Below are 22,486 nucleotides of genomic sequence, written 5' to 3'. Positions count from 1 at the left end.
TGCGAGGGTTACTCGCGCAGGTAGGACAGCAGTCGCAGGATCTCCAGGTACAGCCAGACCAGCGTGGTCATCAGGCCGAACGCGGCGTACCAGGCCCACTTCGACGGCATGCCGGCGCGGATCATCTGGTCGGCCTGGTCGAAGTCGAGCAGGAAGCTGAACGCGGCGATGCCGATGACCACGAGGCTGAAGATGATCGCGATCGGGCCGCCGTCGCGCAGCGGGTTGAAGCCGAAGAACACCGCGGTGACCAGGTTCACCAGCATCAGGATGGCGGCACCGGCGACCGCGCCGACGATCCACTTGGTGAGCTTGGGCGTGACCTTGACCGCACCGGTCTTGTAGACCACCAGCATCGCGACGAACACGCCCGCGGTGCCGATCAGCGCCTGCAGCGCGATCCCCGGCTTGACCAGTTCGAACAGGCCGCTGAGCGCCCCGAGGAACAGGCCTTCGGCAGCCGAGTAGACAAGGGTGAGCGGACCGCTCGGCTTCTGCCGGAAGATGATCACCAGCGAGATGATCAGGCCGACGATGAGGCCGCCGATCAGCGCACCGAGCAGGGCCCCGCTCGGCGCGATGCGGCCGAGCGAATCGGGGACCAGCTGGGTCTGCGCCCAGATCGCCGACAGCACGCCCACGAGGAGCGCGACGCCGAGGGACATGCCGGTCTTGATGACGACGTCGTCGACGGTCATCGGACGGTCGGCGGAGGCCGTGCCCATCTGTCCCGGACCGTAACCCGGAACGCCGCCTTGGCCCTGCGGCTGGCCGTATGGCTGCTCGAAGCCGACATTCGGCCCGTACTGACCGGTCGCGGTCGTGCCGCGCGGCAGTTTGCGGAACGCCGGGTTGCTACTGGAACGCACCTGTCCTCCTGGACCTTATGGCACCTTGCGTCGGGTTCAACGACCGCGCGGGCTCGCTGGTTCCCCATCGGGTAAAGACGACTTTACTCATCACCCGGGTGGGTGGCGAGGCCCGCAGGTCCCACCGTATGCGACGGAGATCACGACCGTTCACCGCAGGTCACCCGATGGTCTCTAGACAACACGGGTGATCACCCGCGAACCTTCACTTCGCGTGTTGGGAAAGTAACCGAACGCGTGTCGGGGAGTTGTTCGATCAGGTGAACTGTGGTGCCGCCGGACCCGGGTCGGGCAGGCATGTCGAAGGAGTCAACACACCATGGGGTGGATCTCACGCCCGCGCGCTCGCTGGCGCGCAGCCACCGGGCTGGTCGCTGCGGCGCTGCTCGGGGCACTCTCCGTCACCGCTCTCGGAACGACCCCGGCCGCCGCCGCCAGCAAGGAAAGCGTCGGGCACCGGATCGACCTCGGGAACGGCCATCACGACTGGCTCGGCTCGTACCAGGTCGGCGGCAAGGACGTGTTCTGCGTCAGCTTCCACCTGAAGGCGCCGGACACCGGCGAGGAGTACCAGCCGGGCGACCCGCTGCGCACGAAGTGGGGCGACCCGCTGCCCGCGAACGAGGCGGCCGACATCTCGTACCTGCTGCTGCGCTATGGCAACACGAAGAACAACGACGAAGCCGCCGCGCTGGCACACCTGCTGCACTCATGGACGGCCAAGCCGCGCAGCGACGCCGACCTGAAGCCGGGTCTGCCGCCGGACAAGATCGGCTACAACGCGCCGGACTACCTGAACAAGCTGCGCGCGGCTTCCTCGGCCGCCGCCGACGACGTCGCCAAGATGACGGCCGAGGCCGAGGCGAGCCGCGGTCCGTGGACGGCGTCGGTCACCGCACCGAAGGGCGACCAGCACGTCGGACAGGCGGCGGACTGGACGGTCACGGTGAAGAACGCGAAGGGCAAGGGCGTCGCCGATGTTCCGGTGAAGCTGACGGCGACCGATGCGAACGTCGGGGCTGCTGTTCCTGCGTCGGAGTCGGGTTCGGGCAACGCTGCGCCGCAGGCTGCGCAGTCGGACACGACGGTGAAGACGGGGGCCGACGGAACGGTCAAGGTGAAGCTGACCCCCACTGGTGACCAGCCGAAACTGGTCGCATCGCTGTCTGCACCGGCGGATGTGCCGCGCGTGCAGAACCCGGTGAACGCGAACGGCAAGGTGCAGAACGTCGTGTCCACCGGCGGCGAGAAGAAGCTGACCGCGCAGGGCGTGGTCGCGATCGCGAAGCCGGGCAAGGTGCAGGTGACCAAGACCGATGCCAAGACCGGCAAGGGCATCGGCGGCGCGACGCTGCGGATCACCGGCAAGGACCGTAAGAGCCCGGCCACCGCACAGGACGGCAAGCCGCTCAACGGTCCGGACGGACAGCCCGTGGTGGTCACCACGAGCGGCGACAACGGCGTGGCCGCGGTGGAGAATCTCCTTGCCCCGCAAGAGATTTGCGTCGTCGAGGTGAATGCGCCGCCGGGCTACACCAACGCGTTCGACCCGAAGAACCCGCCTGCCGCGTGCGGGTCACTCCAGCCGGGCGGCACACTGGCGCTCACAGTGGCCAACACGCCGAACGAAGTGCCGCACGCGATCCCCGCCGGTGACCAGCCGGTGGCGATGGCCCGCGGCACGGTCGAGACGAGCTTCTCTGTACCGGGTCTGTCCGGTCTCGGTGCGCTGGTGCTCGCCGGGTCGGCGCTGGTCGGGCTCGCCGCGCGGCGGTCGGCCCGGCGGTAACCGGAACGGCAGGGGTATGACGGGAAAAGGCCGGCTGATCGGCGGCTTCGTACTGGGCGCGGCGAGCGTACTGGCAGTGGAATTCGCGACGGTCGTGATCACGTCACCGCCGACGGTGGCGGTGGCCGGGAATGCTTCCCCGGCCGCTGCTGTCGCGCCGGTCACGCCGGTCACGCCTCAGCAGCTGGCGCCGTCCTCTTCTGCTGCCGCGCCGCCGTCTTCGCAGAACAGCGCGGCCGCCCCGCCACCCGCCGCCCCCGCAGAACACCGCCCGACCCAGCCAGGCCCGCAAGCACCAGGCACGCTCCGGCTGCCAGGCGGCGGTACGGCCACGATGGTCCGGCAGGATCTGGGCCCGGGCAACACCCTGCCGGTCCCGTCGGACGTCGGCCAGGCAGCATGGTGGGGCGCAGACCTGGACGCAGTGAGCGGCGCAAGCGTTTTCGCCGGCCACGTGAACTGGCGCGGCGCGACCGGCCCGTTCGCGGAACTGTGGAACGAACGCATCGGCGGCACCGTGACAATCGTCGACCAAGCAGGCAAGACGACCCGCTACCGAATCTCCCAACTGGTCACCGTGCACAAAAACGACCTGCCCGCCCGCGCCGACGACCTCTTCGGCCAAGCAGGCCCTCACCGAATAGTCCTGGTGACCTGCGGCGGCCGCTGGATCGGCGGCAGCGACGGCTACGAAGAAAACCGCGTAGTAATCGCCGACCCGGCATAACGCGGCACAACCCCGCCCCGACGCATTCCGTGAAGGGAACCATCACGGAATCAGATTCCCTCATGGTTCCCTTCACGGACCCACATTCCGTGAAGGTTCCCCTCACAGACCGCATTCCCTGAAGGTTCCCCTCACGGACCTAAATTCCCTCATGGTTCCCTTCACGGACCCGCATTCCGTGAAGGTTCCCTTCACAGACTTCCCCCGCCACCCCCACCAACCCCCGCCGCAGCCGCAGCCGAAAGCCCCCACACGTGCGGAGGGTGCTTGTCAAGGCATCTTTCCCGCCTTGACAAGCACCCTCCGCACGTCGTCACAATCCAGCTTCGGGGTGCCCCCACGCAACGGACCCACGACAGCAAACCCCACCGCAACAGTTCCCCCACCCAAGCAAAGTTACTTGCGAGTAACATCACCCTCCCGAGCTGTGGTCACCACAGCCTCAATGCAGCAGAATGGGTCCAGCAATGCACGGCGGAGGGTGATGGCAATGGCGACATTCCTGGTGACAGGCGCAACCGGCTTGATCGGGCGTCAGTTCACCCGATTGCTGCTCACCCGGCCCGACGCGGAACGGGTCACCCTCGTCGTACGGGCGTCTTCGCGGGCGAAGCTCGCCGCGCTCGTTGACGGGTGGCCGCATGCGGATCGCGTCATGCTCGTCACCGGGGATCTCGGCGAGCCGCTGATGGGAGTGTCCGAAGCGGACCGCGAAAGCCTGCGCGGCGTCGACCACGTCGTGCACCTCGCTGCGCTCTACGACATCACCGCCGACGACGAGACCAGTATCCGGGCCAATGTGGACGGTACACAGAACGTCGTCGACCTCGCCGCGGACCTGCGGGCCGGTTGTCTGCACCACGTGTCGTCGGTGGCCGTCGCCGGTGATCACGACGGGCTCTTCACCGAGGACATGTTCGACGTCGGCCAGCGGCTGATCACTCCGTACCACCGGACGAAGTTCGAGGCCGAGAAGCTGGTCCGCGAACAGCACGACGTGCCGTGGCGGGTGTACCGGCCCGCGGTCGTCGTCGGCGATTCGCAGACCGGCGAGATGGACAAGATCGACGGCCCCTACTACCTCTTCCCCGCGATCAGCAGGCTCGCCGGGCTACCCGACGTGCCCATCGCGGGTCCGGATCTGGGCGACACCAACGTCGTTCCGGTCGACTACGTCGCGAAGGCCCTGCTGGAACTGGTCACCACCCCGGGGCTCGACGGCCGCGCCTTCCACCTCGTCAACCCCGAGCCACAGCCGGTGGTGTCGGTCTACAACGCCTTCGCGCGCGCTGCCGGGGCGCCGACGATCACGGTGCAGCTGGGCGACCGGGTGTCGAAGGGGATTGTCGGGCTGGTGAAGCTCGGCGAGCACATTCCCGGCTTCACCATCGCCCGCGACGCGGTGCTGGAGCGGCTCGGCATTCCGCCGGTGCTGCTGGAAACCATGGCGTTCCAGTCGGTTTTCGCGTCGGCTGAGACGCGCAAAGCGCTCGCCGGCAGCGGCATCGAGGTGCCACGGCTCGACGAGTACGCGGCCACGCTCTGGCGGTACTGGCGCGAGCACCTCGACCCGTTCCGCGCACGCAAGCACGGTCCGCGCGGCGAGCTGGACGGACGCCGGGTGATCATCACCGGTGCGTCGTCGGGGATCGGACGGGCCACCGCGCTCAAGGTCGCCGCCGCGGGTGGCGTGCCGCTGCTCGTCGCACGGCGGCAGCACGAGCTGGAGGAAGTGCGCGACGAGATCATCGCGGCGGGCGGGACCGCGTCGGTGTACCCGGCCGACCTCACCGACGAGGATTCGGTGCACAAGGCCGTCGACGCGATGCTCGCCGAGCACGGCCGGATCGACATGCTCGTGAACAACGCCGGCCGGTCGATCCGCCGGTCGATCAGGCTGTCGTACGACCGGATGCACGACTACGAACGTGCGATGGCGATCAACTACTTCGGCGCGGTCCGGCTGATCCTTGCTGTCCTGCCGCACATGTCGGAGCGGAAATTCGGGCACATCGTGAACGTGTCCTCGATCGGGGTACAAGGGATCGCGCCGCGGTTCTCCGCGTACGCCGCGTCGAAAGCCGCGCTCGACTACTTCTCCCGCATCGCGGCGACCGAAACGCACGGTGACGGGATCACGTTCACCACCATCCACATGCCACTCGTGCGGACGCCGATGATCCGGCCGACCAAGATCTACGACGCGTTCCCCACGAAATCGCCGGAGCAGGCGGCGGACATGGTGCTGAAAGCGCTGGTACAGCGGCCGAAGCACATCGGCACCCCGGCCGGGCAGGCCATCGGGCTCACGTACACGCTCGCGCCTGGGCTCACCGACGCGATCGCGTACCAGGGCTTCCGGATCTTCCCGGACTCCACGGCGGCAGGCGGCAGCGGGAAACTGAAGATCGGGCGGGGCGAGAAACACCTGTCCCGCGCGGCAATGGCGCTGGCCCGGCTGTCGCGCGGCTTCCACTGGTAGTCACGGAGCGCGCCGGCGGGTGAGGCCGTTCAGGCGAGATTGCCACGAGAAGGCACCCCGGGCCGGTGATTCACCACTCCTGACGGCGCCGTTACCAGGTGCGCGGGTACGGTCGTGGGCATGGTTCCCGAGCGAGACAACGGCCTCCTCCCGCTGCGGCGCGAATACACCGAAGCCTGGCGCGGCTTCGACCGCACCGAGGTGCGGCAGTACCTCGATCATCTGGAGGGTCAGCTGCATCGGCTGATCACCGACCGCGACACGGCGACGACGCAGGTCACCACCCTGTCGCGGGAGCTCGAGTCGGCGCGCGGAGAGGTGTCGAAGCTGCAGGCCCGCGTCGACGAGCTGATGAAGCCGCCGGAGCGGCTCGAGGACCTGGACGAGCGGATGCAGCGCACCGTCCAGCTCGCCCACGCGCGGGCGGACGAGATCACCAAGCGCGCGCAGGTGGCGGCCGAGAAGCACTGGGCGTCGTCCACCGAGGCGTCCACGAAGCTGCGCGAGCGGTACCACCGGCTGGTCGAGGAGCTGGACAAGCAGGCCGAGGCCCTGCACTCGGAGCACGAGGCAGCGCTGAAGGAAACCCGCGCCGAGGTGCAGCGGCTCACGGTCGAGGCGGCGCAGCGCCGGGAACTCCTCGACAACGAGGCCGAACGCAAACGCCGCAAGATCGAGCGCGACTTCGATTCGAAGATCACGTCCGAGCGCGCCGCGCACGAGAAGCTGATCGCCGACCAGCGCACGGCGAGCAAGAACCAGGCCGAACGCCGCATCGCGGAAGCGACGGCGGAAGCGGCGCGGCGGGTCGAGGAAGCCACCACGGAGTCGAAGCGCCGTCTCGACGAGGCGACCACGCAGGCCGCGCAGCGCACCACGGCGGCCACGCGGAAGGTCGAGCGGCTCGCGGAAATCCGTGAGCAGGCACGCAAGAGCCTGGCGATGGCGGACGAGGTCCTCGGCCGCAGCGAGGGTCTGCTGACTTCGCTGCCGTCGGAATCGGTGCTCCCGGCCGCGGCGAAACTGGTCGGTGGCGACGACGCGGCCAACCCGGACCCGTCGCCAGGGGAAGCGGCAAAGTCCGGTGCGCCCAAGCCGAAGCCCAGCCCGGGGAATGGTTCGAACGGAAACAGCAGCGCCGGGAATGGGACGCCAGCGAAGTCCCAGCCTCAGACTGCGGGGAAGCCGAGTTCCTGACGACGGTGTCCCTCGTTAGCGGACCTGACACTTACGAGGGGTTCCAGCTCAGCCGCCAAGCCGAGCAGCAGTGGCTCTCCCCCGGGCCGGGTCACCAGCTGCACGCACGTCGCCAGATCGCGCGCCGGATCGTGGGACACCGGGATCGACAGCGCCGGATACCCCGCCAGATTCCACGGACTGGTGAAAGCCGCCACGCGCATCGACGGGATTGCGTTCACCGGCCAAGACAACCGGTGCCAGCGGCGAGCCTTCAACGGAAACGTGGCGAGGGTGGGCGTCACGAGCACGTCGTGCGCGGCGAAGAACTGCTCCGCGACGGCTTCCCACTCCAGCCGGGCTCGGTCGTTCACGAGAGGCTTCGTCAGTTTTCCGACGCGGACGTGCGTGCGAGTCCGCCGCTGGAGGCGGGTCTCGTCGAACGCAGCCGCCGTCTCGGCCGGGCCGGCGAACCACCTGGTGATCAACCCGCTCAACGCGCGGAGCGGGTACGCCGGTGTCGCGGGCGCCACTGAATGCCCCAGCCCACGCAGCAAGCCGGCCGTCTGGTCGACTGCTGCCCGCAACGGCCGGGGCAACGGAGCGTGGGTGAACGGCACCTGCGTCGACACCGCGATCCGCTGCGGGCCGGGCGGGGCGAGGTCCGTCCATTCCGGACGGTCGGCGAGCACGGACAGCAAGAGCGCGGCGTCGGCGGCAGTCGTTGCGAGTGGGCCGTGCACGGAGAGGCCGAACCAGCCCTGCGAGGCCTCCGGGATGACGTCGCGACCCGGTTTCAGGCCGACGATTCCGCACATCGCCGCGGGAAGCCGGATCGAGCCGAGACCGTCCGTGCCGTGGGCGATCGGTACCAGGCCCGCCGCGACCGCGGCCGCGCTGCCACCCGAGGAACCACCGGCGGTGTACGACGGCTCGCGCGGGTTGCGGGCGACGCCGTCCGGATCGTCGCTGGTCGGGAAGGTGCACAGCTCGGGTACCCGCGTCAGCCCGACGATCACCGCGCCGGCCGCGCGCAGCCGGGTCGCGATGAGGCCGTCACTCGGAGCCGGGGTGCGTGGTCCCGCGGCCGAACCCCAGCCTGCGTACTCGCCCGCGACCTCGGTGACGTCCTTGACCGCCACCGGCACTCCGGCCAGCGGCAGTGATCCGAGGTCCGGGCGCGCGGCAACCTCAGCCGCCTCCGCCCTCGCCTCTTCGGCCCGCACCCGGCGGAACGCGCCCACGATGCCGTCCGCTGCCGCGATCCGGGCGAGCGCCTCTTCGGTGACCTGCACCGGGTCCAGTTCGCCGTCCCGCACTCCGCGGGCGATCTCCACCGCCGTCTGTGCCATGAATCAGGACCCTAGCCGGTTGATCAGATGGCGCCGGCTCGCAACGCGTAGGCGACCGCGTGGGCCCGGTTGTTCAGACCACAGCGCGTCATCAGGCCGTACAGCACGTTCTTCACGGTGCGCTCCGAGTAGCAGAGCTTCGTGGCGATCTCTTCCGTGCCGTAGCCCTCGGCGACCAGGCGCAGCACGTCGCACTCGCGCGAGGCGAGGCCGGACAGCGTGAGCCCGTTCGGCTCCAGCACGTCCCGGCGCATCCGCTGGACCTGGGCGAGCAGCGCGCCCTGCAGCCGCGGCGGCAGCGTGGCCGTGCCGTCCCCCGCCGCCAGCACGGCCGACACCAGTTCGGCGCCGCCGGTCTCGCGGCGCGGCAGGATCGCGACGACCCCGCATTCGACCGCGCTCATCAGGTCGCTCTCGCGGAAGTGGTCGACGACGATCACCAGATGCGGCCCGGCCGGACGCTCCGACTGCCTGCCGACGTCCCGGACCTGCGACAGCACCCGGTCGGTGACGTGCTCCTCCATCACCAGGACCACGTCGGCCTGCGCGGCCGCGTCCTGGGCGAGCAGTACCAGCTCCGGACGCGTGCCCAGCAGGCTCGACGCACCGGCCCTGGTGATCGGGTCCGATGCGAGCACTGCGACCTTGACCAGCTTCACGACTACTCCTACCGCCACTTCACGTTGCCGCGGCAAGTGTGCCGACCGAGACTTCACGTTTTCTCCCCGGCTTCCGCGCGGATCGCGACCGTCGTGAAGAACGTCGACGTCTGTGCAGGTCAGTGGCCTCTATCCGACTCCTCGGCAGCAATGTCGCAAAAAGCTTGCCGCGCTCGTTCGAGACATTCGGGCATCCGATGTACCGCGGCCGTCCACTCGTGCTTGGCCGCCCGGTAACGCGCTTTCGCGTCCGCCGGCCAGTGCTCGACGTCGGGTTCCACTGTGGACTCCAGCTCGGCCAGCACGGCGCCGATGTCGCTGGTGGTCTCCCGGATGCGGCCGAGGATTTCGTCGGCCTGCCGGAAATCGGGATCGCGGGTCATCGGGCACAAGTGCAGTCTTGCTCATTTGAGCGCTCACCTGAGCCGCCGGTGACCCGCAGCAGGTCGGTCAGGCTGCCCAGAATGCGGTCGAACTGCTGCTCCCAGTCGTTCATCGCCTGCCCGAAGCGCGCCGACGCCTCACCGCGCCACGAGGCCTGCAGTGCGGCCATTTCGGTGTTCACCTGGCCGAGACAGGCGTTCGCGGAATCGATCGCGTCCTCGAACCGGCCTGCCGCCTCGTGCGGATCGACGGATACCGAATCCACGGCTGCTCCTCACCGATGTTCCCCAGCCCGCGCGTGGGTTCCCGATCCGAGGCTGCCCCACCGGAATCCCCCGCGGGAACCGGGAATCGGGGCGGATGCCCCTTTTTCGTCGAGGACTGCCTGCGGACCCACGAGGCCCGGTTTCCCCGCCGTTCACGATTAGGCCGGACGGCCGAAAGGTGTCCACCGGACAACTCCCAGGACAAGACCGGCAAAAGCAACCTGGGGCGGCCCCCCGGCGTCACCTTTTCGGCGTAAGCTCACGAGTGGCATCCGGCGTGTGACGATCTGTCAGCGCGTGAAGGGAGACCGATGTCGGCATCCGGCGGCGTCACCACGCCGGAAATCCAGCTGCTCGGACCGGTGCGGGCTTGGCTCGGCGACCGGCAGCTCGACCTCGGCTCCGCTCATCGGCGCACCGTGTTCGCGCTGCTCGCGTTCGCCGCGAACCACACGGTCTCCCGCGAAGTGCTCATCGACGCAGTCTGGGGCGACGCGCCCCCGCCCAGCGCGCAGGGGAGCATCTACACCTACATCTCCGGCCTGCGCCGGGTCCTCGAGCCCGGACGGCCGAAGGGCGCCGGGTCGCGGCTGATCGCGTCCACCGGCTCCGGGTACTCGCTGTGCCTCGACCCCGAGCACATCGATCTGCACCGCTTCGAGGCCCTGCGCGAACAAGGCCACCGCCTGCTCAGCGAAGGGCGCCACAGCGAGGCGCGCGGCCGGTTCGACGAGGCGCTCGCCGGGTGGAAAGGCATGCCGCTGCAATGCCTGTCCGGACATTACGCCGTCGCGCAGCGGGCCCGGCTGGATGAAATTTGGCTGGCCACTGTCGAACGCCGAGCTGAACTTTCGATGGACACCGGGCATCACGCCGGCCTCGTCGCGCAGCTCACCGAGCTCGCCGCGGACAACCCGTTCCGCGAGCCGCTGCACGGCCTGCTCATGCGAGCACTCGACCACGCGGGGCGCCCGCACGAGGCCCTCACCGTGTACACCGAGCTGCGCGAACGGCTCATCGAAGCATCCGGCACCGAGCCAGGGCCGACGCTGCGCGAACGGTTCGAACAGCTGGTCGCCGGGCGCGCGGCGGATGTCGTGCTGGCCGCCCCGCCCGAGCCCGCCGCCCGGGTTCCCCGGTTCCCGCTGCCGGTGCTGCCGCCGCGGCCGGAGTCGTTCGCCGGGCGGGAGGACGAGCTGCGACTGCTGCGGGAGGCGGTCAGCACGCTCGGTGCCGGGCCGGGCCGTTCGGTGTGGGTCGAGGGCGAGCCGGGGATCGGGCGGACCGCGCTGCTCGCGGAAACCGTGGCGATCGCGCACGAAGCCGGGTACGCCGCGGTATTCGCCGCCGCCGACGCGCTCGACCAGGGTTTCGCGCTGCGTCCACTGCTGGACGCGCTGGGCGTGCACCCGCGGGCGTCGGACCTGCGGCGCGCGGAGCTGGCCGTGGCGCTGGCCGAAGACCCGGACCTGGATCCCGTCGACGGCGTGCTCGGACTGGTCCGGCAGCTGTGCGCGGACGGTCCGCTCGTGCTCGTGCTCGACGACCTGCAGTGGGCCGACGACACCACGCTGCAGGTGTGGCGGCACCTCGTCCGCGAAACGCGGCGGCTGCCGTTGCTGCTGGTCGGCGCCTGCCGCCCGATCCCGCGGCCGGTCGCGCTCGAAGCACTGCGCGCGGAACTCGCCGCCACCACCGTGCTGGAGCTGGAACCGTTGCCGGAGAGCGACCTCCGCCGGCTTGCGGCCGATCTCACCGGTGCCCCGCCGGACCGCATGTTCTCGACGCTGATCTCGTATGCGGCCGGAAATCCGCGCTACGCCAAGGAAATCGTCGAGACCCTGCTGGCCAATTCGATGATCCTGCTCGACGGTGCGCACGCGATCGTCGAAGCCAGCTCGTGCCGCACGATTCCGTCGCCGCTCGGGTCGCGGCTCACGCTGTACCTGATCTTCCTCTCCAGCGGAACGCGTGACCTGCTGCGCTGGGCGGCGTTGCTGGGCAAGGAATTCTCGCTGTCGGACATCGCGATCGCCACCGAACGGACCCCGACCGCGCTGGTCGGCGCGGTCGAGGAGGCGCTCGCCGCCGGGGTGCTCACCGAGTCCGGCGACCAGCTCACGTTCCGGCATCCGCTGCTGCGCCGCGTGCTGTACGAAAAGACGCCGGCCGCGATGCGGGTCGCGCTGCATCGGCAGCTGGCCGAAGCCCTGGACGGTGCCGGGGCGTCCGCGGAACGCGTCGCCGAGCAGCTGGCCGCCGCGCCGGCGCAGGTCGACCCGTGGGTGGCCGGCTGGCTGGTCGAGCACATCGGCACGGTCGCCGCGCAGTCGCCGCGGATGGCAGTGGACGTGCTCAAGCAGGTGGTCAAGCAGGCCGCACTGCCCGCCGACGCGCGGGAACCGCTCACCGCAACGCTCGCCCGGCTGCTCTTCTGGCTCGGCCGCGAGCCGGAGGCGGAAGCGCGTTCGGTGGTCGCGCGTACCGAAGACAGCAGGCAGGCCGCGGAAATGCGGTGGATTCTCGCGTACATCTACTACCGCCGTGGGGAATTCGCCGAAGCAAGCGCGGAAGTCCGGCGCACGCTGGCGGATCCGCACGTACCGGAGATGTGGCGGGGGCGGCACGAAACGCTGCGCGCCACCATCGAACGGCTCCGCCACGAGGCGGCCGAACCGGACCTGTCCGAGCTGGGCGTGCTGGACGGTCTCGACGACGACGCCGAGCTCAGCACCGCCCGCCGGCTCGCCGCCACCCGGGCGGTACCCGGGGAAATGCATCTCGCCGGTGCGGTGCACTACTACTGGCGCGGCCGCTGGACCGAAGCACTGTCCGAATTGGACACAGTGATCCGGGGCGGCGCGGAGACGGCGTCGTATGTGTTGCGCAGCCCCGGATCAGCGTTGCTGGTACACGGGGTCGGCGCGTTGATCGCGAGCCACCGGGACGAGCCGGAGGAGGCCCGCGGGCACCTCGACGCGGCGGCCCGGCACCAGTTCCCGCGCGGGCTGGAGCCCAACGGGGGCGACTACCTGCTCGCCGCCCGCGCCCAGCTCGCCGAGCTCGACGGCAAGCCGGAGGCCGCCCTGGCCGCGCTGCTGCCGCTGCTGGAGCAGAACTACCCGCCGTCGGCGCGGCAGCAATGGCTGCCCGAGCTCGCCCGGCTGGCCATGCAGATCGGCGACCAGCCGCACGCGTTCCAGGCGCTTCGGCTGATGGGCGACGCCGGCCGGTACGACACCCCGCCCGCGCACACCGCGGCGTCGGCGCACTGCCGCGGGCTGGTCACCGCGGACCCGGACGCGATCCTGGGTGCCGCCACGCACTACGAGGCCGCCGGCCGGATGCTCAAACACGCGCGGGCCAGCGAGGACGCGGCAATCCTGCTCGCCGAGTACCGCCGCCTCGACGAGGCCCGGTCGGCCTTCCTCGCCGCACTCACCAGCTACACGTCGCTCGGCGCGGCCTGGGACGTGCGGAGGGCCGAAACGCGGATGCAGCCGTACGGCATCCGGCGGGCCAGCCCCGTCCGGGCGCGAGCCGCGGGCGAGTGAACGGGACGAACCGGGCGGCTGCGGGATCCGGCGACCGTGATCAGCCCGGTAAGCTCGGCGGATCGGACGGGTACGTCGAACGGAACGGCATGCCAGGGGACTTGCGGGTGAACGTGCTCGGTCCGCTGCGGGCGTGGCGCGGGTCGGCCGAGATCTCCCTCGGACCTGCACGGCAGCGGGCCGTCTTCGCCATGCTCGCGGTCGCCGCCGGACGTCCGGTGCCGCGGGCCGAGCTGATTGCCGGGGTGTGGGGTGATTCGCCGCCGGCCAGCGTCGAAGGCAGTGTGCACACGTACATTTCCGGGTTGCGCCGCGCGCTCGAACCCGAACGCACCCGCTGGGCCGCGTCCACCGTGCTCGTGTCCGGTCCGGCGGGGTACTCGCTCGACCTGGCGCCGGACGCCCTCGACGCGGCGGAGTTCGAGCAGCATCGCGAAGCCGCCCGCCGCGCAGCCGACGCCGGAGCGCACGACCGGGCGGTCACCGAGCTTTCGGCCGCGATGGCGCTGTGGCACGGCGAAGCGCTGTCCGGGGTACCGGGCCAATTCGCCGAACGGCATCGTGCGCACCTGGCAGAACTGCAGCTGGACACGTACGAACGGGCCGCCCGCAGCGTCCTCGAGCTCGGCGGGCACCAGAGCGTCATCGCGGAGCTGACCGCGCTCACCGCCGACCACCCGCTGCGTGAATCGTTGCGGGAATCGCTGATGCTCGCGCTTTACCGCAGTGGCCGGCATTCCGACGCGCTGGATGTGTACCGCGACGCGCGCCGGACGATCCGCGCCGAGCTGGGCGTCGAACCCGGGCCTCGGCTGCGGGAGCTGCACCAGCGCGTGCTGGCCGAGGACCCGGCGCTCGATCTGCCGCGTGCCGAACCCGAGCCGGGCGCGCGCGCCCCGCGAACGCAGGTGACGCAGCTTCTCGGCAGGCAGAGCGAGGTCGGGCAGCTGCGTGACCTGCTCGGCCAGGTCCGCGAAGGCCGTGGCCGGGCGGTGTGGATCGAGGGCGAGGCCGGGATCGGGAAGTCGGAGCTGCTGGCGCAGGCGTTCGGCGAGGTCACCGGGGCGCAGCTGGCCTGGGTCGCGGCCGACGAGATGAGCATGCGGTTCCCGTTGCAGGTGATGCACGAGTGTCTCGCGATCGAACCGCATTCGCCCGATCCGCGCCGGGCCAGGGTCGCGCTGAGCGCCGACGAGCCGGTCCGCCGCATCGGCGGGATCAGCGATCCGGTGCTGGACTCGGTCGACCGGCTGCTGGCGCTCGTCGACGAGCTGTGTGCCGAATCGCCGCTGGTCCTCGTGGTCGACGACCTGCAGTGGGCCGACGAGTCGAGTGTGCTGGTGTGGCACCGGTTGTGCGCGGCCACGCGGCAGCTGCCGCTGTTGCTGGTGGCCGCCACGCGCCCGGTGGCGGACCGCGCGGAGGTCACCCAGCTGCGCCGCGGGGTCGAGGCCCGCGGCGGGCTTGTCCTGGACCTCGGGCCGCTCGAGGACGTGGACGTGATCCGGCTGGTGGAACGGCAGGTCGGCGCGGGTTCCGGGCCGGGGCTGCGCGACCTGACCGCGCGCGCCGGGGGAAATCCCTTGTACCTCAAGGAAATGCTGGACGCGCTCCTGCAGTCGGGCGCGGTCGAGCTGGAGGGCGGAATTGCCGACGTCCCCGATCCGCTGCGCTTCGAGCTGCCGGACTCGCTGGTCGCGGCGGTGAACCGGCGGCTGGAGTTCCTGCCTGACGAGACGCGGGACGTGCTCAGCGGCGGCGCGCTGCTCGGCATGGAGTTCGCGGTGGGCGACATCGCGGCGGTGCTCGGGCGGCGGCCGTCGGACCTGCTCGGCCCGCTCGAAGCCGCGGTGGCGGGGAACGTCCTGGTCGACACCGGTACCCAGCTCGCGTTCCGGCATCCCTTGCTGCGGCAGGCGTTGTACCACCGGCTCACGCCGGAGATGCGCGCGGCGAAGCACCGGCAGGCGGCCGAGGCGCTGGCCGGGATCGGGGCGCCGGTGAAGCGGGTCGCCGAGCAGCTCGTGGCCGTGCCCGCGACGGTGGACCCGTGGGTGCTGGACTGGCTGGTCGAGCACCAGAGCGCGGTGTCGAACCGGGCGCCGCTGATCGCGGTGGAACTCCTGGAACGGGCGCTGGCCGGGATCGAGCCGGGGGATTCGCGGCACGAGGCACTGCTGATCGCGCTGGTGCGGGTGTTGTTCCGGCTCGAGCGGAGGCCGGAAAAGCTTGCCCTGCAAGCACTCGAGCTGGCCGAGGACCCGCACAACGCCGCGGAGATGCGGCATCTGGTCGCGGCGCTGCGGTTCCGGCGGGGCGATGTGCAGCAAGCCGTCGAGACGCTCGGGGATTCGGCGGAGGACCCGGCGATGCCGGAGCTGTGGCGAGTACGGGGCAGGCACCTGCTCGCGAACTTCCGCCGCGGCGGCCTCGACGACCTCGACGTCGCCGAGGCGAATGCGCACGGAGCGCGCGCTTCGGCGAACGGCGACCGGTACCTGACGGCGCACGCTTTGCAGACCCTGTGGCTGGTCGATTCCGTCCGACGGCACCACCAAAGCGCGCTGTCCCACGTGGACGAGGCAATCGCGGCGGTCGGCGACGAGCACGAACTGGCTGACCTGCACCTCGACCTGCTGGACAACCGCGTCTTCACCTTGCAGAACCTCGATCTGCTCGACGAGGCGAACCACACCCTGCGGGTGGCAGGCGAGGTCACACGACGGCACAGTATGCCGATCGGGTTGCAGGTTTCCGTTGCAGTGCACCGGTATTGGGAAGGCCGGTGGGACGAAGCGCTGGTAGAGCTGGATACGGTTACCGAGGACGGACCGGCGATCACCTTTTTCGGGTTGCGCGAGCCGGGTGCTGCGGCGTTGCTGCTGCACGGGGTCTCGGCGCTCATCGCTGCGCGGCGAGGCGATCACGCGCAAGCGGCGTCGCTGCTGGACTCGGCCGAGGAGCACGCACCGGCGACCGGCGCGGAGCGGGAAAGTTTCGATTTTCTCCTTGCCGCCCATGCGTTGGTCGTGTACCAGCGGGGTGACCTGCCGGAGGCGATCCGGGTCCTGGAGCCGATCCTGAACCCGACGTACGCACAGATGATGTTGCGGCACCAGTGGTTGCCGCAGTTCGTGCAGATCGCCTTGGAGGCGGACGACCGAGCAGCGGCGGAGCGCGCGCTGGCGGTGTGCGAGGAGGAAGCAGCGAAGGAACTCAAGCCGGCGCGTGCTTTTGCGGCGGCGGAGTGGTGCCGGGGTCTGCTGTTCGAGGAACCCGCGCCGGTGCTGCGGACGGCGGAACATTTCCGGTCGGTCGGGCGGAAGCCTGAGCTGGCCAGTGCGTTGGAGGATGCTTCAGTGCTGCTCGCGCGGGTCGGCCGGTTGGATGCGGCGCACGCGGCTTTCGATGAGGCGGCTTCGCTGTACACGGATCTGGCGGCTGCTTGGAGCCTGGAGCGAGCGGAGTCGCGGCTGCGTGCGCTGGGGGTCCGTCGGGGGGCTTCGTTCTTGGCGCCGCGTCCGGAGCGTGGCTGGGAATCGTTGTCTACGCTGGAAGTGCAGATCGCAACGCTGGTCGCGTCGGGGCGGTCGAACCCGGAGATTGCCACGGAGTTGTGCCTCCCGCGCCGGACGGTGCAGGCGCATGTGGCTCGATTGCTGGGTAAGCTGGATGCGCCTTCGCGGAGCGAGTTGGCGGTTACGGTGGCGCGCCGGACCGGGTGAGAGTTGGGTTTCGGGTGGCGGCCGGCGCATGAAACTCATGCATAACCGTGAAACGGTGGCCGAGCAACTGCGCGACCTGCTGCCCCGGCGACGAGGATGAAATCGTTCCCTGCCCGGTATTCCGCTTCCGGCGCTGAAACCCACGCATGATCCGGAAGTCGGCCGAGCGGCCCTCGACGTGACGCAGGGCGGCGCCGCGGCAGAAGACGAAGCGGCCAAAGGACTCCACGGCAGCCGCAAACCAAACAACCTGACATCACCCACACCGGAGACTGAGGTTCGCCCGAGCAGTCCTCACCGAACCCGGCGCATCACTATAGTTGCGGATATGCGAAAGACTCACCTCGTCGGCACCTGGCCGGGCCTCTCCGCCCCCAATGCCATTGCCACGGCTCTCCAGCGGGTCGGCGCGCACCTTCTGCGCATGACCGACGGCGAGACCGGCGATCGATCATTGTGGGCTTCGCGCACCAGAGAATGGCTCCGGGTCAACCCGGATGTCGAACTGGTGCACGATGGCGTTTACACGGGTTACGGGACAGGACCGTTATTCCGCGTGCGGGACGGGCAAACATTGGACCCGGCGAATCTGCATCTCAACTATTTTCCCACGTTCGCAGAGAGCTTCCCGGCCTTCAAGTACCTGCGCGACCGGGCAGGCCATTCCGACATCCGGTTCCAGGTCGGCCTGCCTGCTCCGTTCGACCTGACCATGTTGTCCTTCGGGCTGGACGTCGCCACGTCCGACCGAGCCATCTCGGAGGCATGGGCCCAGGCGACTGTCGATCAGGTCAACCGCATTGTCCGCGAAGCGGACGAGCCGGTCGTGTTCCAGATCGAGACGCCCGCCAGCCTGGTGGCGATGGCCAGGGCACCCGAGGAGGCCAGGAAGGCGCTGGCAGAGCGGTTGGCGCAAGCCCTGCACGAGGTGGTGGCAGGCACACCCGACGGCACTCATTTCGGCGTCCATCTCTGCCTGGGCGATCTCAAACACCAGGCGCTGGCCGAACTATCCGATACACAGCCCCTGGTGCTGCTGGCCAATGCCGTGGCCACCGGCTTCCCACCGGGACGGATTCTGGACTACATCCATGCGCCGTTCGCCGCGGCGGAGAAACCAGGGTCGTTTGACGAGGGCTGGTACCGGCCGCTCGAAGCACTTGCGTTGCCCTCCGATGTGCGTTTCGTCGCGGGCTTCATTCACGAGAGCCTCACAATCGACGACCATCGCCGCCTGCTGGACATGATCGAGCGGTTCGCCCGGCGTGAAGTGGACGTGGCGGCTGCCTGCGGGCTGGGCCGGCGTCCCGATCCCGCACAGGCGTGGGACGCCATGGACAAGGCGGTCGCGCTGATCACCGGTACTTGACCTGCGGCTGAAACCACAGCCCCGCGACCCTCACCCGTGCATGAGGCCGCTCGACATGCTGCGCACCAGGTTTCGCCCCAGCAGCAGGAACAGCGCGATCACCGGGACCACCCCCAGGGTGGCGCCGGTCAGCATCAGGGCGTAGTCCGTGTAATAGCCGCTCGCCAGCTGGGACAGGACGACCTGCACCGTGGGCGTCGTCGTGGAGTCCAGGGCTACCAGGGGCCAGAAGTAGTCGTTCCAGGCGCCAAGGAAGGTCACCATGCCAAGGACTGCGGCTTGCGGGCGGACGGCCGGGACGGCGACATGCCAGAAGGTGCGTACCACCGACGCACCGTCCACAGTGGCCGCGTCCACCAGGTCCTGCTCGATGGCTCCTTCACACGCCTGCCGCATCCAGAATACCCCGAAAGCGCTCACCAGAGCGGGCACGATCACCGCTTCGAGACGGCCGTACCAGCCGAAGTCGCTCACGATCAGGTACAGCGGGATCACGCCGAGCTGGGCCGGGACCATTGCGGACCCGATCACCACCAGGAAAAGGCTGTTGCGGCCCCGGAATCGCATGCGCGCGAACGCGAACCCCGCCAGGCTGGACAGGAACACATTCGACACCGTCACCGTCGTCGCGACGATCAGGGAATTGCCGATGGCCAGCCAGAAATCCACGGTGTCGAAAACCCGTTGCACATTCTCGAAAAGGTGACCGCCGGGCAATAATACCGGGGAGCCCTCGCCGATTGCCGAATTGTCCCGGGTGGCCACCACAAAGGACCAGTACAGCGGGAACAGCGACGACGCCACCAATCCGACCAGTACCGCGTACACCCACGCACCTGCGCGCCGCTTGCCGATCATGGTGCGCTCACGAAGCGGCGGACCAGCCGGTAGTTGACGAACGCGAACAGCAGGCACACCACGAACATCACCCACGACAACGCGGCCGCGTACCCGGCGTCGAATTTGCCGAAACCCTTTTCGTACAGGTACATCGTGAGGGTCTGGAACTGCCGGTCGTTGCCGCCGCTGCCGCTCGTTCCGGTATTGTCGAACAATTGCGGTTCGGCGAAGAGCTGCAGCCCGTTCACCGTTCCGGCCACCGCGGTGAAAATGATCGTCGGACGGATGCCCGGCACCGTTACCGACCAGAAGGTGCGCCACCGTGATGCGCCGTCGATCGCGGCTGCCTCGTACAGATCCTGTGGTACCGCTTGCATTGCGGCCAAATAGATCAGCGCATTGTATCCGGTCCAGCGCCACATCACCATGCTCGCCACCGCGAAATGCGACGACCAGCGGTGCGCCTGCCACGGGATCGGCGGGATGCCGAACCACTCGAGGACCTCGTTCACGATGCCGTAGCCAGGGCTGTACAGCTGCGCGAAAACCAGGCCGACGGCGACCACGGACACCAGGTTCGGCAGCAGGATCCCGGCCCGCCACCAGGTTGCCGCGCGCAGGGTGCGGTTGAGCAGTGCGGCGATGGCGAGCGCGGCACTGAACTGCGGGACCGCGGCGACCACGAAAATGCTGACCGTATTGAAAAGCGCATTGTAGAACCGCGGATCACCGAACAGTGCCGCGTAATTGGCGAAACCGGGCCCGCCGTCCGGACCGGCCAGCAAATCCCAGTGGTGCAGCGAAACCCACGACGTGTACAGCAGCGGGAACGCGCCGAACAGTCCGAAAAGGACGAAGAACGGCAGGATGAACGCGAACGGCGTGACCTTCCGGTCCAGCCGGGCCCGGGCCGTCCGGCGCCGCTCCACCCGAGACCGGCCCCTGCCCGCCTCGGCCCCCACCAGCGCAGCATCGGCCCCGCGGCCGTCCCGCTGCCGGGAACGAGACCGCGCCGGACGGGTGCCGCGCGATGTCACGGGAGGGCTACTTGATCGCGTCCCGGCCCATCCGCACCGCGTCGCCCCACGCCTGGTCCACGTTCTGGGACCCGTCCTCGACGCGGCCGAGCGCATGCCCGAACTCGGGCCGGACGTCGGCGTCGTGCAGGCCGCGGTAGTTCGCCCGGAGCCGGTCCGCCGACGCCGCGTAGATCTGCCCGATCGGGGCGTTCGAGAAGTACTGGTCGGTGTGCGCGACCACCTGCGGATCGTGGTACACGCTCGGTTCGCTCGGCAGCATCCCGTCGGACAGGAAGATCTGCTTCTGCTGCTCCGGCGCGGTGAGCCACTGCGCGAGGTCGTACGCCTCTTTCTGATGCGCGCCCTGCTTCGGCACGGTGAGGAACGAGCCGCCCTGGTTACCGCTGTCGCCCGGCACCGTGGTGACGTCCCACTTGCCGCTGCCCGCGTCCCCGGCGGCTTCCTTGATCTGCTTGAGCATCCACGCCGGACACGCGATGGCCGCGAACGTGCCCTGCTTGATCGCCACGTTCCAGGCCTGGGAAAACGTGGTGGCCCCGGCGGTCAGCTTGTTCTGCGCGAGGTTGCCGGCGAGGTAGAAAGCCTTGCGGATGTTGGGGTTCTGCCCGGCGATGTAGGAATCGTCCTTGGCGGAGAAGTAGTTCTCCGGCGCCTGGTTCACCATCGCGGTGTACACCGTGCCCGCCGAATCGGCGAACTTCACGTTCGGCAGCTTCGCGCTGAACTGGGCGGCGACGTCGGCGTACCCCTGCCAGTCCGGCATCATCGCGGCCACGGCCTTGCGATCGGTGGGAAGCCCGGCCTGCTCGAAAAGGTCACGGCGGTAACACATCGCGAGGCTGCCCATGTCCGTGCCGAGGCCGAACACGTAGTCACCGGAGGTGCCCTGCGCCCATTTCCACGACGCCCACTGGTCCTTCAGCCGGTTCGCCCCGAAATCGGCGAGGTTGACGAACTTTTCCTTCGCCCGGATGTACTTCGGGACCTGCTGCTCCTCGACCGCGACGATGTCCGCTGCGCCGCGCCCGGCCGCCAGCTGCGTGGCCAGCGTCTTGAAATGCGTGTCGAAATCGGTGACCCGGCTGCGGATCTCGATCTCCGGATGGTCTTTCTGGTACCGGTCGAAGAGCGGCGCGTACCCGAATTCGCCGAACGTCGCGACCGTGAGCGTGATTTTTCCCGGCGCCGCGGCAGAACCGCACGCGGACGCCAGTAACAGGAACGAGGCGGCGAGTGCGGCTACGGCCGGACGCCGGGTCAGCTTTCGCACGTGGGGGGCATCCTTCAGATCACTCCTGCGCGCAAGGCGTAGGCAACGGCGTGCGGGCGGTTGCGGAGTTTGAGCCGGTTCGTCATGCCGTAGATGACATTCTTGACGGTCCGCTCCGAGTAACAGAGCTTGCTCGCGATCTCCGCGGTGTCCCAACCCTCGGCCATCAGCCGCAATACGTCGACCTCGCGCGGCGACAGCGTGGTGCCGTCCCCGTTCTGCCGCAGGTTCTCCGCCTGGCTCAGCAGATCGCGCATCGACGTTTCACGACCCGAAGCAGCCGCGAGAATGCTGCGCACCAGCTGGTCGCCACCGATCGCGTCGCGCGGCAGCACCGCGGACACGTGCCAGGCGGCCAGCTCGGCCAGCTCGTCGGCGTCGACGTACCCGGCGACGAACACAATGGCCGCCGGCGTCTCGGTTGCCGCTGCCCGCAGTGCCGCCTTCACCTCGCGGGTGACGCGGTTCGCGGCGAACACCAGCACAGCTGCCTCACCACGCTGCTGGCCCGGGAGCACCCGGACCTCGCGGCGCGTGCGGAGGTGGTCGATGACGCCCGCCAGAGTGATCGGGTCCGAAGCCCATGCCGCCACCTTGACCTGGTTCATCGTTTGCCTCCCCGGTGCGAAACACACTCGCCTGTGTCGTGTTCCGCCAGTGTGCCGACGGCGGCTTCACGAATTCTCTAGTCGGGACGCGCTCATTCTTCACACGGTGAAGCTGGGCTTCGCGCAGGGGTTCGGTTACCGTCGCGTAGACCTGTCCGAACTGCAAGAGGAATTCATGACGGCGCATGCTCGGCCACCCCGGTCCGCCGCCGGCGCCCTCACCGCGTTGTTGCTCATATGTGCACTTTCGGGGTGTGGCGGGGACCGTTCCGTTTCCGGAACAGCAGCCCCATCGGTGCACGATGCGCCGAGTGCGGGAAGTTCGCCACAGGCCTCGCCACCTGCGCGAACGCCGACCCCGGAAACGGGGCCGGAG

General features: G+C 69.3%; 16 protein-coding genes. 7 read left to right on the top strand and 9 right to left on the bottom strand.

Annotated elements, in window-relative coordinates:
• Positions 1 to 8 precede the first annotated feature (8 nt).
• Positions 9 to 869, bottom strand: a complete 861-nt coding sequence (locus OO71_RS32230; RefSeq protein ID WP_033293738.1) for a Bax inhibitor-1/YccA family protein — start codon at positions 867 to 869, stop codon at positions 9 to 11.
• A gap of 319 nt (positions 870 to 1,188) precedes the next feature.
• Between OO71_RS32230 and OO71_RS32225 the strand changes: the two genes are divergently transcribed.
• The 4 genes from OO71_RS32225 (at position 1,189) to OO71_RS32210 (ending at position 7,064) form a co-directional block, all read left to right on the top strand.
• On the top strand, positions 1,189 to 2,658 hold the full coding sequence (locus OO71_RS32225; protein ID WP_033293737.1) for a SpaA isopeptide-forming pilin-related protein: 1,470 nt from the start codon (positions 1,189 to 1,191) through the stop codon (positions 2,656 to 2,658).
• Positions 2,659 to 2,674: 16 nt separating this feature from the next.
• Positions 2,675 to 3,385: a class F sortase gene (locus tag OO71_RS32220; protein ID WP_033293736.1), complete on the top strand. Its 711-nt coding sequence runs from the start codon at positions 2,675 to 2,677 to the stop codon at positions 3,383 to 3,385.
• Positions 3,386 to 3,875: 490 nt separating this feature from the next.
• Positions 3,876 to 5,867: an SDR family oxidoreductase gene (locus tag OO71_RS32215; protein ID WP_033293735.1), complete on the top strand. Its 1,992-nt coding sequence runs from the start codon at positions 3,876 to 3,878 to the stop codon at positions 5,865 to 5,867.
• A 120-nt stretch (positions 5,868 to 5,987) separates the two neighbouring features.
• Positions 5,988 to 7,064 carry a coiled-coil domain-containing protein gene (locus OO71_RS32210; RefSeq protein ID WP_033293734.1) on the top strand — a complete coding sequence of 359 codons (1,077 nt, stop codon included), beginning with the start codon at positions 5,988 to 5,990 and terminating at the stop codon, positions 7,062 to 7,064.
• On the opposite strand, the gene OO71_RS32205 is transcribed toward OO71_RS32210, so the two are convergent.
• From OO71_RS32205 to OO71_RS32190, 4 genes are all read right to left on the bottom strand, one after another.
• Positions 7,037 to 8,395, bottom strand: coding sequence for an amidase family protein (locus OO71_RS32205; protein ID WP_084145438.1), 1,359 nt, complete (start codon positions 8,393 to 8,395; stop codon positions 7,037 to 7,039). The two genes, OO71_RS32210 and OO71_RS32205, sit on opposite strands and share 28 nt — an antisense overlap.
• Before the next feature lie 23 nt (positions 8,396 to 8,418).
• Complete coding sequence (locus OO71_RS32200) at positions 8,419 to 9,054, bottom strand: response regulator transcription factor (RefSeq protein WP_033293733.1); 636 nt, start codon at positions 9,052 to 9,054, stop codon at positions 8,419 to 8,421.
• Between the two features lie 119 nt (positions 9,055 to 9,173).
• Positions 9,174 to 9,437, bottom strand: a complete 264-nt coding sequence (locus OO71_RS32195; protein ID WP_033293732.1) for a WXG100 family type VII secretion target — start codon at positions 9,435 to 9,437, stop codon at positions 9,174 to 9,176.
• Entirely contained in the window at positions 9,434 to 9,703 is a 270-nt protein-coding gene (locus tag OO71_RS32190) for a WXG100 family type VII secretion target (RefSeq protein ID WP_033293731.1), read from the bottom strand. The genes OO71_RS32195 and OO71_RS32190 overlap by 4 nt, the downstream gene beginning before the upstream one ends.
• Positions 9,704 to 10,015: 312 nt before the next feature.
• On the opposite strand from OO71_RS32190, the gene OO71_RS32185 reads away from it, so the two are divergent.
• From OO71_RS32185 to OO71_RS32170, 3 genes are all read left to right on the top strand, one after another.
• Positions 10,016 to 13,258: an ATP-binding protein gene (locus OO71_RS32185; protein WP_033293730.1), complete on the top strand. Its 3,243-nt coding sequence runs from the start codon at positions 10,016 to 10,018 to the stop codon at positions 13,256 to 13,258.
• 89 nt (positions 13,259 to 13,347) lie between these two features.
• On the top strand, positions 13,348 to 16,983 hold the full coding sequence (locus OO71_RS32180) for an ATP-binding protein (protein WP_033293915.1): 3,636 nt from the start codon (positions 13,348 to 13,350) through the stop codon (positions 16,981 to 16,983).
• 328 nt (positions 16,984 to 17,311) lie between these two features.
• Positions 17,312 to 18,352 (top strand): hypothetical protein, encoded by a 1,041-nt coding sequence (locus tag OO71_RS32170; protein ID WP_051792517.1) that lies wholly within the window; start codon positions 17,312 to 17,314, stop codon positions 18,350 to 18,352.
• A 30-nt stretch (positions 18,353 to 18,382) separates the two neighbouring features.
• Here OO71_RS32170 and OO71_RS32165 read toward each other — a convergent pair whose 3' ends face one another.
• The 4 genes from OO71_RS32165 to OO71_RS32150 all read right to left on the bottom strand — a co-directional run bounded on the left by OO71_RS32165 (position 18,383) and on the right by OO71_RS32150 (position 22,110).
• A complete protein-coding gene (locus tag OO71_RS32165) occupies positions 18,383 to 19,210 on the bottom strand; it encodes a carbohydrate ABC transporter permease (RefSeq protein ID WP_033293728.1) in 828 nt (275 codons plus the stop codon).
• Entirely contained in the window at positions 19,207 to 20,154 is a 948-nt protein-coding gene (locus OO71_RS32160) for a carbohydrate ABC transporter permease (RefSeq protein WP_169776597.1), read from the bottom strand. The genes OO71_RS32165 and OO71_RS32160 overlap by 4 nt, the downstream gene beginning before the upstream one ends.
• Positions 20,155 to 20,236: 82 nt before the next feature.
• The gene (locus OO71_RS32155; RefSeq protein WP_033293726.1) at positions 20,237 to 21,502 is read right to left on the bottom strand and encodes an ABC transporter substrate-binding protein; all 1,266 of its coding nucleotides are present in this window, start codon (positions 21,500 to 21,502) and stop codon (positions 20,237 to 20,239) included.
• A gap of 14 nt (positions 21,503 to 21,516) precedes the next feature.
• A complete protein-coding gene (locus OO71_RS32150; RefSeq protein ID WP_033293725.1) occupies positions 21,517 to 22,110 on the bottom strand; it encodes a helix-turn-helix transcriptional regulator in 594 nt (197 codons plus the stop codon).
• Positions 22,111 to 22,486 lie beyond the last annotated feature (376 nt).

Origin of the sequence: Amycolatopsis jejuensis (genome assembly GCF_000717335.1) — a bacterium.
Classification (GTDB): Bacteria; Actinomycetota; Actinomycetes; order Mycobacteriales; family Pseudonocardiaceae; genus Amycolatopsis; species Amycolatopsis jejuensis.
Note: the sequence above shows the minus strand (reverse complement) of the source record. Positions and strands in the feature narration are given on the sequence as shown.